Source organism: Rhodanobacter sp. TND4EL1 (assembly GCF_054061035.1).
Genome location: NZ_JBSSDT010000001.1, coordinates 299,647 through 315,096 on the forward strand (window position 1 = coordinate 299,647; position 15,450 = coordinate 315,096).

Here is a 15,450-nt window from a genome sequence, read left to right on the forward strand (position 1 = left end):
ATACGTTTCACTTGCAAGGCGCGCGTGCAGACCTTATTTCTGTGTGGTCTCACGGACTGCAACACACAGCATGACAAACCGGCAAGGCCACGAACTCGACGCACGCGCTCGCAATCTGTTGCGTACGCTCATTGCGCAATATCTGATCGACGGGGAGCCGGTGGGCTCACGGACGCTGTCGCGTTCCTCCGGGCTTGATGTCAGTGCGGCAACCATCCGCAACATCATGGCCGACCTGGAAGATGCCGGCCTGGTTGCCTCGCCGCACACTTCGGCGGGGCGGGTGCCCACACCACGCGGCCTGCGCCTGTTTGTCGACAGCCTGATCGAACTGCGGCCGTTACCCATGGCCGACATGGCCCGTTTGCAGCGTGAGCTGCCGCCGGGGCCGACGACGACGCGCGATCTTCTCGGCAACGTTTCCACCCTGTTGTCGGCAATGACCCGGTTCGCCGGCGTGGTCACCGTGCCACGACAGGCCGATTTCCCGTTGCGGCATATCGATTTTGTCTCGTTGCCGGATGCCCGGGTGCTGGTGATCCTGGTATTCAGCGACAATCAGGTGCAGAACCGCATCGTGCAACTGGCCAAGCCTCTGGACGGCAGTGAGCTGGAGCGCGCGGCGAACTATCTGAACAGTCATTTTGCCGGCCTTCGGGTCGACGACATCCGTGCCCACTTGCTGGCCGAGGTGCGCAAGGCGGGCAGCGAGCTGAACCAGCTGCTGGCCAGCACCGTGGAGTTGGCCACCGCCTCGTTCAGTCCGACGGCGGATGGTCCGACCGGGCCGGACATGCTGGTCAGCGGTCAGACCAATCTGATGGGTTACGCCGAGCTGGCCGACATGCAGCGCATGCGAGAGCTGTTCGAGGCGTTTCAGCAGAAGAACGAACTGCTGCAGCTGATGGAGGTCTGCGCCCGGGCACCAGGCATGCGCCTGTTCATTGGCGAGGAGTCCGGCTTTACCGCGCTGGATGGATGCAGTGTCGTGACAGCCAGCTATGGCGCGCAGGGACGGGTTTTGGGGGCGGTCGGCGTGATCGGGCCCACCCGGATGGCTTACGAACGGGTGATTCCGGTGGTGCAGGCCACGGCCGGATTGCTCAGTGATGCCTTGAATCGCGCCGCCACGACCCTATAGCCGCTGCGGGAGGCGGGGTTTCTCGCATTATTATGGGCGGTCGGCATCCGTGCCGGCCACGACAATCCTTTGGAGTGAACATGCAGAACAACGATCCGCATTCGTCGGGCGACGTCCCAGCCGAGGGCCATTTCGCCGAGGCGGCCAACCCGGAACTGGAAGCCTTGCAGGCGCGGGTGGCCGAGCTCGAGGCGAGCAACGCCGAGCTGCGCGAAACCGTCCTGCGCGAGCATGCCGAGCTGGAGAATCAGCGCCGCCGCCTGCATCGCGATCTGGAACAGGCCCGCCGTTTCGCCAATGAAAAGCTTCTCGGCGAGTTGCTTCCGGTGTACGACGGACTGGAAAGCGGGCTGGCGACCGAGGGCGGGGATGTGGCTTCGATCCGTGAAGGCCTGGGCCTGACGCTGAAAGCGTTGCTCAAGGTCGCCGAGAGCAACGGCATGTCGCAGGTTGATCCGCTGGGCCAGCCGCTGGATCCCGAGCGCCACCACGCGGTGAGCATCGTTGATGCGGCCGGTCAGGCGCCGGGCACCGTGGTCAGTGTGCTGCAGAAGGGTTATGTGCTGAATGACCGCCTGCTTCGTCCGGCCTTGGTGGCGGTGGCGAAAGACTGAGCGGTCACCTCGCTGGCGCCTGGCTGAACGGCGCCTCCACGAGGCATGCGGAATGACATTCGGGGCCCTGCCGGCATTGAATCGCCCGAGCAGACCCCCATCTGAAAACCATCGCGGCCGCGGGGGCCGCAAAAAAATCTGGAGAGATTACACATGGGCAAGATCATCGGCATCGATTTGGGTACGACCAACTCCTGCGTGTCCGTCATGGACGGCACCTCGGCCAAGGTCATCGAGAACTCGGAAGGCGATCGCACCACACCATCCATTGTCGCCTTCAACAAGGATGGCGAAGTGCTGGTCGGTGCCTCGGCCAAGCGCCAGGGCGTGACCAATCCGAAGAACACGTTCTACGCGGTGAAGCGCCTGATCGGCCGCAAGTTCACCGATGCCGAAGTGCAGAAAGACCTGCACATCGTGCCCTACACCATCATCGCCCATGACAACGGTGACGCCTGGGTGCAGACCTCCGACGGCAAGAAGATGGCGCCGCAGGAAATCGCTGCCAAGGTGCTGATGAAGATGAAGAAGACCGCCGAAGATTATCTCGGTGAGACGATCACCGAGGCGGTGATCACGGTGCCTGCGTACTTCAACGACAGCCAGCGCCAGGCGACCAAGGATGCCGGCAAGATCGCCGGCCTGGACGTCAAGCGCATCATCAACGAGCCGACCGCGGCTGCGCTGGCCTATGGCATGGACAAGAAGGGCGGCGACCGCAAGATCGCCGTCTACGATCTGGGTGGCGGCACGTTTGACGTGTCCATCATCGAGATCGCCGAAGTCGACGGCGAGAAGCAGTTCGAAGTGCTGGCCACCAATGGCGACACCTTCCTCGGTGGCGAAGACTTCGACATGCGCGTCATCGACTACCTGGTCGAGGAATTCCAGAAAGAGCAGGGCATCGACCTGCGCAAGGATCCGCTCGCGCTGCAGCGCCTGAAGGACGCCGCCGAGCGTGCGAAGATCGAGCTGTCTTCCAACCATCAGACTGACGTGAACCTGCCGTACGTGACGGCGGATGCCTCCGGCCCGAAGCACCTCAACATCAAGCTGACCCGGGCCAAGCTCGAGGCGCTGGTGGAAGACCTGGTCAAGCGCACCATCGAGCCGTGCCGCACCGCGTTGAACGACGCTGGCTTGCGCGTGTCCGACATCGACGACGTGATCCTGGTCGGCGGCCAGACCCGCATGCCCAAGGTGCAGGAGTCGGTCAAGGATTTCTTCGGCAAGGACCCGCGCAAGGACGTCAACCCCGATGAAGCGGTTGCCGTGGGCGCGGCGATCCAGGGTGGCGTGTTGGGTGGCTCGGTCAAGGACGTGCTGCTGCTTGACGTGACCCCGCTGTCGCTCGGCATCGAGACGATGGGCGGTGTGATGACCAAGCTGATCGAGAAGAACACCACCGTGCCGACCAAGGCCGGGCAGACCTTCTCCACCGCCGACGACAACCAGACCGCGGTGACCGTGCACGTGCTGCAGGGCGAGCGCGAGCGCGCCAGCGCGAACAAGTCACTGGGCAAGTTCGACCTGCAGGGCATCGACGCGGCACCGCGCGGCATGCCGCAGATCGAGGTCACCTTCGACATCGATGCGAACGGCATCCTGCACGTGTCGGCCAAGGACAAGAAGACCGGCAAGGAACAGAAGATCGAGATCAAGGCCGGCTCGGGTCTGTCCGAGGACGAGATCTCGCGCATGGTCGCCGACGCCGAGGCCAACAAGGAAGAAGACAAGAAGTTCCATGAACTGGTGGGCACGCGCAACAAGGCCGACCAGCTGGTGCACGCCACCCGCAGCGCGTTGAAGGAACACGGTGACAAGGTGCCGGCGGATCAGCTCAGCAACATCGAGGGCGCGCTGTCGGATCTGGAAAAGGTCAAGGATGGCGACGACAAGGCCGCGATCGAGTCCAAGGTCGAGAAGCTGGAGCAGGTGGCGCAGGCGCTGTACGCGGCTGCCCAGGGTGGTGCCCAAGCTGACGCTGGTGCGCAGTCCGCGCCGGGCGGTGGTTCGGCGCAGCCGGATGACGTGGTGGACGCCGAGTTCACCGAAGTGAAAGACGACAAGTAATCTTCGGCATCGTCATCGGCCGCGCCGATGGTCCAGCCCGCGCCGGGAATTCTCCTGGCGTGGGCTGTTTGCTGAGTGCTGGGCAGGGGTGTGACAGGCAGTGTGGATGTATCAATGAGCAAACGTGACTACTACGAAGTGCTGGGCGTGGAGCGCAGCGTCACCGAAGTCGAACTGAAGAAATCGTTCCGACGTTTGGCGATGAAATTCCATCCGGATCGCTGTCCGGACGATCCCGCTGCGCAAGACAAGTTCAAGGAGGCCAAAGAGGCCTACGAAGTGCTTTCCGATGCCCAGAAGCGGGCGATGTATGACCAGCACGGTCACGCCGCTTTCGAGCAAGGCATGGGCGGGCGCGGCGGTGCGGGCTTTGGCGACGTCGGTGACATTTTCGGCGACATTTTCGGCGACATCTTTGGTCGCGCCGGTGGCGGGCGCGGGCGTGCTCGTCGTGGCGCCGATCTGCGTTACATCATGGAACTGGACCTGGAGGAAGCGGTGTTCGGCGTGAGCCGGCAGATCGAGATACCCAGCCAGGTGAATTGCCACCACTGCAACGGCAGTGGTTCGGAAGACGGCAAGGTCAGCAAGTGCAAAACCTGCCATGGCCACGGCCAGGTACGCATGCAGAACGGCATCTTCTCGATCCAGCAGGCGTGCCCGCATTGCGGCGGCAGCGGCCAGACCATCGAGAAGCCATGCAAGAAATGCCACGGCGAAGGCCGCATCGAGGAAACCCGCACGTTGTCGGTGCAGATCCCCGAAGGCGTCGACAACGGTGACCGGATTCGCCTGACCGGGCAGGGCGAAGCAGGCCCAGCTGGCACGCCGGCCGGCGATCTGTACGTGGAAGTGCAGGTGCGTGAACACGCGATCTTCCAGCGTGAGGGCAACGATCTGTACTGCGAATTGCCGATCCGCTTCTCGCAGGCAGCGTTGGGCGCCGAACTTCCGGTGCCGACCCTGGACGGCGAGGTGCCCATCAGCATTCCGTCGGAAACCCAGACGGGTACCCAGTTCCGCATGCGAGGTCGTGGCGTCAAATCCGTTCGCAGCAGTCGCCACGGCGACCTGATCTGCCGCGTTGTGGTGGAAACACCCGTGCGCCTGACCAAACAGCAACGCGAGTTGCTGGAATCGCTGGAAGCCACGTTCGACGGCAACGAGGCCAGCAAGCACACGCCGCGTGCCAATGGCTGGGTGGATGGCGTAAAGAAATTCTGGTCAAAAGTTACCGCCTGACCTTGGCTGGCCGAAGGCCGGTTCCACCGATCAAGCCACTGGAGCGCGCTGCCGATGACTCATCCCGTTCGCCTCGCCATCAACGGAGCCTCTGGCCGCATGGGGCGCGCCTTGCTGGATCTGGTCCGTGCGGATCCTCGCTTTGAATTGGTGCACGCGGTGGTGGCGCCCGATTCGCAAGGTGATGGTCAGTTGGTGGCACCGCTAACCGACAGCGTCTTGCGCTATGCCCACGATTGGGCAGGCTCCCCGGCGATGGACGCGGTGATCGACTTCAGCAGCCCTGATGCGCTCACATCGGTGCTTGATCATTGCCTGACAAACGATGTCGCCCTGGTGAGCGGTACCACCGGTCTCGATGCTGCGCTGGAAGCGCGCCTTGCTGATGCGGGACGGCAGATCGCGATCCTGCGAGCGGCCAACTTCAGTCTTGGCGTCGCCGTATTGACGCGGCTGCTGCGGGAGGCTGCCGGCGCCTTGCGCGAGTGGGACCTGGAGATCGTCGAGGCACACCATGGTCGCAAGCAGGATGCTCCTTCGGGAACGGCGCTGGCCTTGGGGCGAGCTGCCGCTGAGGCGCGCTACACGACGCTCGAGGCAACCGCGGTGCATGCCCGCGAAGGTCAGACGGGTGAGCGCAGTGATGGTGCCATCGGTTTCGCCGTGGTGCGCGGCGGCGACATCGTGGGTGAACACACCGCGTTGCTCATCGGCCAGGGCGAGCGGCTGGAGCTGGTCCACCGTGCCACCGATCGCCTGATTTTTGCGCGAGGCGCGCTGCAGGCCGCGCATTGGCTGGCTGGCCGTGAGGTTGGCCTTTGGCACCTCGAGGACGTGATCGCTGCGCCACGTTGAGTTCTTGCCAGCTTGGCATGGCTGATGCCCGAAGGCGCATTCTGCCAATCAAGAGGCAGCCGGCTCTGCACTCATTGGCCAGCGCGAAACCCGATCGGCGCTGCTGTCGGCAGTGCGCTCGAGCGACGGAAAACAGGCTCAGTCGCGATGCGATGCGTTGCGATCCCGACCTGCGCCCAGCTTCTTGTCCAGGCTTCCGAAGATCTTCTTGAACACGCGCGAGAACTTGCCTCGCTTGGTCTTGCGAAGCTTCTCCTTTTCGCTGGTCAGCCAGGCGACCTGGATGACGCGCCGCTCACCCTCATAGGGCAGGTGGCCATGGAAGGAGTTTTCGCAACGCTTGAAGACAGCAAATTCGCCATAGAGCGGCGTCAATTCAGGCGCGGCCACGCTGTCAATGTCGTCGATGCGATGCAGAAAGCGCAGGCAGCCATCGCTGGTGTCTGGCCATTGCGCATTGAGATAGATGAGCGCGGTCGCGATCTTGGACTTGCTGTCGGTGTGGATGGTGCCATGGCGTTTGTTCAGCAATCGGCACAGCGTCACCAGGGTGGGGTACTGGCCGAGATTTTCGATGCCCAGTCGTTGGCCGATGGCGCTGGCGAATGCCGGTGCGGTCATGTCCTGGATCAGGGCGTTGACGCTCGGTCCGCAGTCGGCGGGATCGTAGGGAAAGAATCCGGCGCTCGCGTACTGGGGGAAGTCGCGATCCAGGTCGCTTCGCACTTCGTCGGGCAACTGTCCGTGAGCCACCATGAACGGAAATGGATCGTGCTGCACCGTGGTATCCGGGCGGTCAAGACGCGCGGGATCGAGCAGGACAGCAGCACTCATGGGGCATCGATCTCCGAAAAAATGTGGCCTAGTGTAGCGCCGGGCGACTGACTGAAAAGGTGCCGGACCCCCTGAAATGATGTTTCATGAGGTGGACAGAAACGACATCCCCACTTATCATTTCCACCCGCCCAGATCCTTTCCTTCCCAAGCTCCACAAGCCAGCAATCGTGCGGCTTGCGGACTTTGCTGCATCAAAAAGGCGGTTACCGTATGCCTATTCCTGCCCTGCTGGCCCTTGAAGACGGCAGCGTGTTCCATGGTCACGCCGTCGGTGCAACCGGCGAGACCGTTGGCGAAGTCGTTTTCAATACCGCGATGACCGGTTACCAGGAGATCCTTACCGATCCCTCGTACTCGCGCCAGATCGTCACGCTGACCTATCCCCATATCGGCAACACCGGCGTCAACGCCGAAGATGTGGAGTCCACGGCCGTGCATGCCGCCGGACTGATCGTGCGCGACATACCGCGCCGGGCCAGCAGCTGGCGCAGTACCGAAAGCTTGCCTGACTATCTCAAGCGCCATGGCACGGTCGCCATCGCCGGCATCGACACCCGTCGGCTGACCCGCATCCTGCGCGACAAGGGCGCTCTTGCCGGCTGCATCATGGCGGGCGAACAGGTCGACGCTGAAGCCGCGTTGGCCAAGGCGCGCGCGTTCCCCGGCCTGAATGGCATGGATCTGGCCAAGGTGGTCAGCACCACCAAGCCCTATGTCTGGAACCAGGGCGTTTTCGACCTGGATCGCACGGCGTTCAACCAGCCACCGATGCGCTTCAAGGTGGTGGCCTACGACTTTGGAACCAAGCTGAATATCCTGCGCCTGCTCGCCGAGCAGGGTTGCGAAGTGACCGTGGTGCCGGCGCAGACGCCGGCCGCGGACGTGCTTGCCATGAAGCCCGATGGCGTGTTCCTGTCCAACGGCCCCGGTGATCCGGCAGCATGTGACTACGCCATCGAGGCGACCAGGCAATTTCTGGAGGCAAAAATCCCGCTGTTCGGCATTTGCCTTGGCCATCAGTTGATGGGCCTGGCGCTCGGCGGCAAGACGGTGAAGATGAAGTTCGGCCACCACGGTGCCAATCATCCGGTCAAGGACCACGATGACGGCCGGGTGCTGATCACCTCGCAGAACCACGGTTTTGCGGTCGATCCAACCACGCTTCCCGCCCACGTCCGGGTCACCCACACGTCATTGTTCGACGGTTCGTTGCAGGGCTTTGCGCTGACCGACCGTCCCGCTTTCTGCTTCCAGGGACATCCCGAAGCCAGTCCGGGGCCGCTCGATGTCGGCTATCTGTTCCAACGTTTTGCCCACCTGATGCAGGAGGCTCGCACGCATGCCTAAGCGTACCGATATCAAGAGCGTTCTCATCATCGGTGCCGGCCCGATCGTGATCGGCCAGGCCTGCGAGTTCGACTATTCCGGCGCCCAGGCCTGCAAGGCGCTGAAGGAAGAGGGTTACCGGGTCATTCTGGTCAACTCCAATCCCGCCACCATCATGACCGACCCGGAAACTGCCGACGCGGTCTACATCGAGCCGATCAACTGGCAGACGGTGGAGCGGATCATCGCCAAGGAGCGCCCGGACGCGGTGCTGCCGACCATGGGCGGACAGACCGGCCTGAATTGCGCGCTGGACCTGGCCGACAACGGCGTGCTTGAGAAGTACAACGTCGAACTGATCGGCGCCAAGCGCGAAGCGATCCGCATGGCGGAAGACCGCGAACTGTTCCGCGTGGCGATGGCCGAGATCGGGCTGGAGTGCCCGAAGGCCGAGATTGCGCGCACCTTCGAGCAGGCGCTGGAAACCCAGGCCAAGGTCGGCTTTCCCACCGTGATCCGGCCCAGTTTCACCCTGGGTGGTTCCGGCGGTGGCATCGCCTACAACCGCGAGGAGTTCGAGGAGATCGTCAAGCGTGGCCTTGAGCTGTCGCCGACCAGCGAGGTACTGGTCGAGGAATCCGTGCTGGGCTGGAAGGAGTTCGAGATGGAGGTGGTTCGCGACACCGCGGACAACTGCATCATCGTCTGCTCGATCGAAAACCTCGACCCGATGGGCGTGCACACCGGTGACTCGATCACCGTTGCGCCGGCGCAGACTCTTACCGACAAGGAATACCAGCGCCTGCGCGACGCCTCGATCGCCGTGCTGCGCAAGATCGGCGTGGACACCGGCGGCTCCAACGTGCAGTTCGGCATCAATGCCGAAGATGGCCGCGTGGTCGTCATCGAGATGAATCCGCGCGTGTCGCGTTCATCAGCGCTGGCTTCCAAGGCGACCGGTTTCCCGATCGCCAAGATTGCGGCGAAACTGGCCGTCGGCTATACGCTGGACGAGTTGAAGAACGACATTACCGGCGGCCTGACGCCCGCCTCGTTCGAGCCGTCGATCGACTACGTCGTCACCAAGATTCCGCGATTCGCGTTCGAGAAATTCCCGGCCGCCGATGCACGCCTGACCACCCAGATGAAATCGGTTGGCGAAGTCATGGCCATCGGCCGCAGCTTCCACGAGTCGCTGCAAAAGGCCTTGCGTGGGTTGGAGATCGGCAAGACCGGCCTCAATCCGACCGGGCTGGATATCGAGACCGATGATGGCCTGGCCGTGCTCAAGCGCGAACTGCGCGAGCCGCGTCCCGACCGTGTGTTCCACCTGGCCGATGCGTTCCGCGCCGGGTTGTCGCTGGAGGAAGTGTTCAACCTCAGCCGCGTCGATCCGTGGTTTCTCGCCGCGTTCGAGGACATCGTGCTGACCGAAGCGGACGTGATCGCGCAGGGGATCACCGCGCTGGACGAACCGCGCATGCGTGAGCTCAAGCGGCTGGGTTTCGCCGATGCGCGGATCGCCGAATTGCTGAACACCGACGAGGCGGCCGTGCGTCACCTGCGGCATACCCTGGGCGTGCGCCCGGTGTACAAGCGCGTGGATTCCTGCGCCGCCGAGTTCGCCACCAGCACCGCCTACATGTATTCGACCTACGAGGAAGAGTGCGAAGCCGAACCGACCAGCCGCGACAAGATCATCGTGCTGGGCGGTGGCCCGAACCGGATCGGGCAGGGCATCGAATTTGACTATTGCTGCGTGCACGCCTCGCTGGCACTGCGCGAGGATGGCTATGAAACCATCATGGTCAACTGCAATCCGGAAACCGTGTCGACGGATTACGACACGTCCGACCGGCTGTACTTCGAGCCGCTGACGCTGGAAGACGTGCTCGAGATCGTGCACATCGAAAAGCCCAAGGGTGTCATCGTGCAGTACGGCGGGCAGACGCCGTTGAAGCTGGCACGCGCGCTGGAAGCTGCCGGCGTGCCGATCATCGGCACCAGTCCGGACTCGATCGACCTGGCCGAGGATCGCGAACGCTTCCAGCACATGATCGAGAAGATCGGTCTGAAGCAGCCGCCGAATCGTACCGCCCGCAACGCCGACGAGGCGCTGGCGCTGGCGCGCGAGATCGGCTACCCGCTGGTGGTGCGCCCGAGTTATGTTCTCGGCGGACGCGCGATGGAAGTGGTGCATGACGACGCCGATCTGTCGCGTTACATCCGCGATGCGGTGAAGGTCTCCAACGATTCGCCGGTGTTGCTGGACCGCTTCCTCGACCACGCGGTGGAAGTCGACGTGGATGTGATCGCCGATGCCGAGGGCAATGTGCTGATTGGCGGCATCATGGAGCACATCGAGGAGGCCGGCGTGCATTCGGGCGATTCGTCGTGTTCGTTGCCGCCTTACTCGTTGAGCCCGCAGATCCAGGACGAGTTGCGCCGCCAGGTCACGGCCATGGCGAAGGAGCTGAAAGTCGTCGGCCTGATGAATACCCAGTTCGCGATCCAGGGTGACACGGTGTACGTGCTGGAAGTGAATCCGCGCGCCTCGCGCACCGTGCCGTTCGTGTCCAAGGCCACCGGTGTGTCCCTCGCCAAGGTGGCCGCGCGGGTGATGGCAGGGCGTTCGCTGGTCAGCCTTGGTGCCACGCGCGAAGTCATACCGTCGTATTACTCGGTGAAGGAAGCCATCTTCCCGTTCCTGAAGTTCCAGAACGTGGATCCGATCCTCGGGCCCGAGATGCGCTCCACCGGCGAGGTCATGGGCGTGGGCCGCAGTTTCGGAGCAGCATTTGCCCGAGGCCACGAGGCGGCCGGAATCCGGACACTCGTCGTGGGCAAGGCATTCCTGTCGGTCCGCGATGGTGACAAGGAACGACTGCTGCCGGTGGCGAAGGAGATCATTGCCCGCGGGTTCAACCTGGTGGCGACATCAGGTACCGCCAGCTATCTGGCCGAGCATGGCGTGGTCTGCGAGCGGGTCAACAAGGTCCTGGAAGGCCGCCCGCACATCGTCGACCTGATCAAGAACGGCGAGATCGCGTACATCGTCAACACCACCGAGGGCAAGCAGGCGATCGCCGACTCGTTCTCGATCCGACGTGAAGCCTTGCAGCATCGCGTCACCTATTCCACCACCGTCGCAGGCGCGCGCGCTCTCGTCCACTCGCTCGATTTCCACAGCGATGGCGAGGTGCACAGTCTGCAGGAACTGCACAAGGAACTCAGCGCATGAGTCGTCCACCCATCACCAAGACCGGCTCGGAGCGCCTGCGCGCCGAACTGGAGAAGCTGAAGTCGGTTGACCGCCCACGCATCATCGCGGCGATTGCCGAAGCCCGTGCGCATGGCGATCTGAAAGAAAATGCCGAGTATCACGCCGCGCGCGAGCTGCAGAGCTTCACCGAGGGGCGTATCGCCCAGCTGGAAGCCTTGTTGTCGACCGCTGAAGTGATCGATGTTGCCCAGTTGAATCCGGGCAAGCGGGTGGTCTTCGGCGCGATCGTGGATCTGGAAGACGAGGACAGCGGTGCGGCGGTGACCTACCAGATCGTGGGTGACCTTGAAGCCGATATCAAGCAGCGCCTGATCGCGGTGTCATCGCCGATTGCGCGGGCGCTGATCGGCAAGAGCGAGGGCGACAGTCTCGAATTCACCGCGCCGAACGGCGTCAAGCATTACGAAATCACCGGCGTGCGTTACGACTAGGCGCGTGGCGGGCTTCGGCGGACGCACTCCCCGGAGCCCCTCATGCCGTTATCGGGCACAAAAAAGGCCGCTTTCGCGGCCTTCTTCGTGTCGCCATTACGCGATGACTCAGCGCTGACGAGCCTTGAAACGGGGATTGCTCTTGCAGATCACGAACACCTTGCCGCGACGGCGAACAACCTTGCAGTCGCGATGCCGCGCCTTGGCGGACTTCAAAGAGTTAAGCACCTTCACGGCCAGCTCCTGACACAAAAAGAATAAAGTAAGTCGACAATTGTAACCAGTTGAATCAATTGTCACAAGCCCGGTGTCATCGTGGTTTCGGCCACGGTAGCCAGGAACTGTTGTAACACCGGTGACGTGTCGTCGACGCGGGAGGCCAGCGCCAGCAACAGATAGGCATCGGCGTCTTCCAGCGGCACATAGCTGACGCCGGCCAGGCGCACGACCCGCATGCTGGCGGGGACAAGCGCCAGGCCCAAGCCACCGGCGACCAGTGCCAACAGACCGTTCACCTGCTGGGCGTGCTGGATGATGGTGGGTTGGAAGCCGGCGCGCGTGGCCAGTTTCACCAACCGGTCATATAACGTGGCCACCAGCTGGCGCGGTTGCGAAACAAAGGAATCGCCTGCAACTTCCGCCAGATGCAGGCTGCTGCGCCCAGCCAGCGGGTGGCCGGTGGGAAGCGCGAGCAGCAGGGGTTCCCGATCGATCACGTTGAGGCGAATGCTGCGTGCCGTCAGCGGGTTGGCGGGCTCATCCCTTACGAAGCCGACGTCGATCTGGCCGGCGAGCAGGGCGGCAAATTGCGGTTCGGTATACATTTCGCTCAATTGCAAGGCGACCTTCGGGGCGATCTGGCCGTAGCGGAGCAGCGCCTGCGGCAGCGCCGGGTGAAACGAGACCGAAACGCTGTATGCCAATCGCAACTGACCGCTGTAGCCGGCCGCAGCAGCAGTCACCTGGCTGCGCGCCTCGTCGGCCTTGGCCAGAATTTGCCGTGCCTGCTCCAGAAAGACGCGACCGGGCTCGGTCAGCGAAACGTGGCGTTTGGTTCGCTCGAGCAGACGAACCTCCAGATCTTCTTCCAGCGCCCGGATCTGTTGCGACAGGGGAGGCTGCGACAAATGCAGCCGCAAGGCGGCCCGGGTAAAGCTGAGTTCTTCCGCGACGGCGACGAAATAGCGTAACTGGCGGAGATCGAACATATATGGATACCGAATTAATCAGGCGCCAAATATATATTAGATACTTTATTGGATCGATCATAAAATGACGCCGTCCCGCCACTTCCCCTCCCCCCTAGTGGCGGTGACCCTCGCCCCGCAGCGACGCTAAATACGACGTCTGGTTCATCTCCCCCCCTGAACCCACGTCGATGCGTCTCCCCTGCGGGGCGCTTTCTTTTGCAGAAACGACAGCGCGACCCTTCGGCCGCGCTGTCGTCATCTGTGGACGCCGGGCAGCCGGGGCAGCCGCTCCACACCTCGTTCGGCGGCCACGAGCTTTCAATGATCAACAACACCAGCTTCGGCGAGCCGACGTGGCTAGATGGTGCTGGCCAACCGGGTCCCTTGGTCAATGGCACGTTTCGCGTCCAGTTCGGCCGCCACGTCGGCGCCGCCGATGACGTGCACCGTGAGGCCGGCGGCGATCAGCTCGTCCGCGAGGCGACGATTCGGCAGCTGGCCCGCGCAGATCACCACGTTGTCCACGGGCAGGATCTGCGGCTTGCCGTCGAGCGTGATGTGCAGGCCCTGATCGTCGAAACGCTCATACCCGACCTTGGCAAGCATGGTCACCTGCTTGGCTTTCAGCGTGGCCCGGTGCACCCAGCCGGTGGTCTTGTTCAACCGTGCGCCGAGTCGTCCCTCGCTGCGCTGGAGCAACCACACCTGGCGCACGGGTGGTTCCGGCGCCGGCGCCTGCAGTCCGCTGCGCTGTTTCAGGGCCATGTCCACGCCCCACTCGCGGGTCCAGCGGGATACCTCGGTCGTGGGTGAGGGCAGGTGTTCGACCAGGAATTCGGCCACATCGAAACCGATCCCGCCAGCGCCGATGACGGCCACCCGCGCCCCGACGGGCTGGTGCCGTGCCAGCACGTCGAGATAACTCAGCACGCGCGGATCGTCGCTGCCGGGAAAGCTCACCTGTCGTGGCGTGATGCCCGTGGCGATGACAACTTCGTCGAAGCCGGCCTGGCGCAATGAAGCTGCGTCCGCCGGCTGGCCGAGCCGGACGTCGACCCCGACGTCCGGCAACTGGTGACGGAAATAACGCAGGGTTTCGTGAAATTCTTCCTTGCCTGGAATCTGCTTGGCGACATTGAACTGTCCGCCGATTTCGCTGGCCTGGTCGATCAGCGTCACCGTGTGGCCACGCTCGGCCAGGGTGCTGGCGCAAGCCATGCCGGCGGGGCCTGCGCCAATCACGGCGATGCGTTTGCGGGTAAGCGCCGGCTCGATCTTCAGTTCGGTTTCATGGCAGGCGCGCGGGTTCACCAGGCAACTGGCGCGTCGGTTCTGGAACACGTGATCGAGGCAGGCCTGATTGCAGGCGATACAGGTGTTGATGCGCTCGCTGCGGCCGGCTTTGGCCTTGTTGGCCCAAGCCGGGTCGGCCAGCAACGGACGCGCCATCGAGACCATGTCGGCTTCGCCACTGGCCAGGATGCGTTCGGCCACATCGGGCATGTTGATTCGATTGGTGGCGACCAGCGGAATCGCCACTTCGCCCTTCAATTTCTCGGTGACCCAGGCGAAACCGGCACGCGGCACGCTGGTGACAATGGTGGGAATGCGCGCCTCGTGCCAGCCGATGCCGGTATTGATGATGCTGGCACCAGCGGCCTCAATGCCCTTGGCCAGCGTGACGATCTCGTCCCAGTCCTGGCCGCCCTCGACCAGATCGAGCATGGACAGTCGATAGATGATGATGAAATCGCGGCCGACCGCTTCACGGGTACGTCGCACGATCTCGATCGGAAATCGCATGCGTCGCTCGGCATCACCACCCCAGCGGTCATCGCGCCGGTTGGTTCGCGCCGCAATGAACTCGTTGATCAGATACCCTTCCGAACCCATCACTTCGACGCCGTCGTAACCCGCCTCCTGGGCGAGCTTCGCGCAATGCACGAAGTCGTCAATGGTGCGCTCCACGCCTCGCCCGGACAGGGCGCGCGGCGTGAATGGGGTAATCGGCGACTTGATCTTCGACGGTGCCACCGACAGCGGGTGGTAACCGTAGCGACCCGCGTGCAGGATCTGCATGCAGATCCGCCCACCTTCGCCATGGACAGCCGCAGTGAGCTTGCGATGACGCGGCTTGTGCCAGGGCATCGTCAGGCGACCGCCAAAGGGTTTCAACCAGCCAGCGATGCTGGGAGAGATGCCGCCGGTGACCATCAAACCCACGCCGCCACGCGCGCGTTCGGCGAAATAAGCGGCCAGCTTGTCGTAGTCGCTCGCCTTGTCTTCCAGCCCGGTGTGCATCGAACCCATCAGGATGCGGTTGGGCAAGGTGACATGGCCCAGGTCGAGCGGGGCAAACAGATGGGGATAAGTCATGCGATCCACGAGCGGCTCAAACGATCGTATGAATGTGCCGGTGTTCGCTATCGGAAAGCAAGCCTCTTGCGGGCAGGGCGCC

At 63.2% G+C, this 15,450-nt stretch carries 12 protein-coding genes; 8 read left to right on the top strand and 4 right to left on the bottom strand.

The annotated features are described in order from the left end of the window. Positions 1 to 70: 70 nt before the first annotated feature. The 5 genes from hrcA to dapB all read left to right on the top strand — a co-directional run bounded on the left by hrcA (position 71) and on the right by dapB (position 5,925). Positions 71 to 1,141, top strand: a complete 1,071-nt coding sequence (gene hrcA, locus ACVWWQ_RS01470) for a heat-inducible transcriptional repressor HrcA (protein WP_133950487.1) — start codon at positions 71 to 73, stop codon at positions 1,139 to 1,141. Positions 1,142 to 1,221: 80 nt separating this feature from the next. Next, positions 1,222 to 1,755, top strand: coding sequence for a nucleotide exchange factor GrpE (gene grpE / locus ACVWWQ_RS01475; protein WP_099652215.1), 534 nt, complete (start codon positions 1,222 to 1,224; stop codon positions 1,753 to 1,755). Positions 1,756 to 1,908: 153 nt separating this feature from the next. Further along, complete coding sequence (gene dnaK, locus ACVWWQ_RS01480; protein ID WP_133950485.1) at positions 1,909 to 3,828, top strand: molecular chaperone DnaK; 1,920 nt, start codon at positions 1,909 to 1,911, stop codon at positions 3,826 to 3,828. 114 nt (positions 3,829 to 3,942) lie between these two features. Further along, positions 3,943 to 5,070, top strand: a complete 1,128-nt coding sequence (gene dnaJ, locus ACVWWQ_RS01485; RefSeq protein ID WP_133950483.1) for a molecular chaperone DnaJ — start codon at positions 3,943 to 3,945, stop codon at positions 5,068 to 5,070. 54 nt (positions 5,071 to 5,124) lie between these two features. Continuing rightward, complete coding sequence (gene dapB / locus ACVWWQ_RS01490; protein WP_133950481.1) at positions 5,125 to 5,925, top strand: 4-hydroxy-tetrahydrodipicolinate reductase; 801 nt, start codon at positions 5,125 to 5,127, stop codon at positions 5,923 to 5,925. A 138-nt stretch (positions 5,926 to 6,063) separates the two neighbouring features. Here the strand turns inward: dapB and ACVWWQ_RS01495 are convergent, their stop codons facing one another. Then, positions 6,064 to 6,759, bottom strand: coding sequence for a 2OG-Fe(II) oxygenase (locus ACVWWQ_RS01495; RefSeq protein ID WP_099652211.1), 696 nt, complete (start codon positions 6,757 to 6,759; stop codon positions 6,064 to 6,066). Positions 6,760 to 6,972: 213 nt separating this feature from the next. Here ACVWWQ_RS01495 and carA point away from each other — a divergent pair, with 213 nt between their 5' ends. The 3 genes from carA to greA are packed head-to-tail and all read left to right on the top strand — an operon-like array spanning position 6,973 to position 11,802. Then, on the top strand, positions 6,973 to 8,109 hold the full coding sequence (gene carA / locus ACVWWQ_RS01500; RefSeq protein WP_133950479.1) for a glutamine-hydrolyzing carbamoyl-phosphate synthase small subunit: 1,137 nt from the start codon (positions 6,973 to 6,975) through the stop codon (positions 8,107 to 8,109). After that, the gene (gene carB, locus ACVWWQ_RS01505) at positions 8,102 to 11,329 is read left to right on the top strand and encodes a carbamoyl-phosphate synthase large subunit (protein WP_133950477.1); all 3,228 of its coding nucleotides are present in this window, start codon (positions 8,102 to 8,104) and stop codon (positions 11,327 to 11,329) included. Before carA ends, carB begins: the two co-directional genes overlap by 8 nt. Further along, a complete protein-coding gene (gene greA, locus ACVWWQ_RS01510; protein ID WP_099652208.1) occupies positions 11,326 to 11,802 on the top strand; it encodes a transcription elongation factor GreA in 477 nt (158 codons plus the stop codon). The genes carB and greA overlap by 4 nt, the downstream gene beginning before the upstream one ends. Positions 11,803 to 11,910: 108 nt before the next feature. On the opposite strand, the gene ykgO is transcribed toward greA, so the two are convergent. From ykgO to ACVWWQ_RS01525, 3 genes are all read right to left on the bottom strand, one after another. Further along, positions 11,911 to 12,036, bottom strand: coding sequence for a type B 50S ribosomal protein L36 (ykgO, locus tag ACVWWQ_RS01515; protein ID WP_007508267.1), 126 nt, complete (start codon positions 12,034 to 12,036; stop codon positions 11,911 to 11,913). A 62-nt stretch (positions 12,037 to 12,098) separates the two neighbouring features. Then, on the bottom strand, positions 12,099 to 13,010 hold the full coding sequence (locus ACVWWQ_RS01520) for a LysR substrate-binding domain-containing protein (RefSeq protein WP_133950474.1): 912 nt from the start codon (positions 13,008 to 13,010) through the stop codon (positions 12,099 to 12,101). Between the two features lie 339 nt (positions 13,011 to 13,349). Continuing rightward, positions 13,350 to 15,368, bottom strand: coding sequence for an NADPH-dependent 2,4-dienoyl-CoA reductase (locus ACVWWQ_RS01525; RefSeq protein ID WP_133950472.1), 2,019 nt, complete (start codon positions 15,366 to 15,368; stop codon positions 13,350 to 13,352). Between the last annotated feature and the right edge of the window lie 82 nt (positions 15,369 to 15,450).

Bases quoted from the DNA above. Each gene is read 5' to 3' on its own strand.
- grpE (WP_099652215.1), top strand. From the start codon at position 1,222: ATGCAGAACAACGATCCGCATTCGTCGGGCGACGTCCCAGCCGAGGGC.
- dnaJ (WP_133950483.1), top strand. From the start codon at position 3,943: ATGAGCAAACGTGACTACTACGAAGTGCTGGGCGTGGAGCGCAGCGTC.
- dnaK (WP_133950485.1), top strand. From the start codon at position 1,909: ATGGGCAAGATCATCGGCATCGATTTGGGTACGACCAACTCCTGCGTG.
- ACVWWQ_RS01495 (WP_099652211.1), bottom strand. From the start codon at position 6,759: ATGAGTGCTGCTGTCCTGCTCGATCCCGCGCGTCTTGACCGCCCGGAT.
- ACVWWQ_RS01520 (WP_133950474.1), bottom strand. From the start codon at position 13,010: ATGTTCGATCTCCGCCAGTTACGCTATTTCGTCGCCGTCGCGGAAGAA.
- hrcA (WP_133950487.1), top strand. From the start codon at position 71: ATGACAAACCGGCAAGGCCACGAACTCGACGCACGCGCTCGCAATCTG.
- dapB (WP_133950481.1), top strand. From the start codon at position 5,125: ATGACTCATCCCGTTCGCCTCGCCATCAACGGAGCCTCTGGCCGCATG.
- ACVWWQ_RS01525 (WP_133950472.1), bottom strand. From the start codon at position 15,368: ATGACTTATCCCCATCTGTTTGCCCCGCTCGACCTGGGCCATGTCACC.
- greA (WP_099652208.1), top strand. From the start codon at position 11,326: ATGAGTCGTCCACCCATCACCAAGACCGGCTCGGAGCGCCTGCGCGCC.
- carA (WP_133950479.1), top strand. From the start codon at position 6,973: ATGCCTATTCCTGCCCTGCTGGCCCTTGAAGACGGCAGCGTGTTCCAT.
- carB (WP_133950477.1), top strand. From the start codon at position 8,102: ATGCCTAAGCGTACCGATATCAAGAGCGTTCTCATCATCGGTGCCGGC.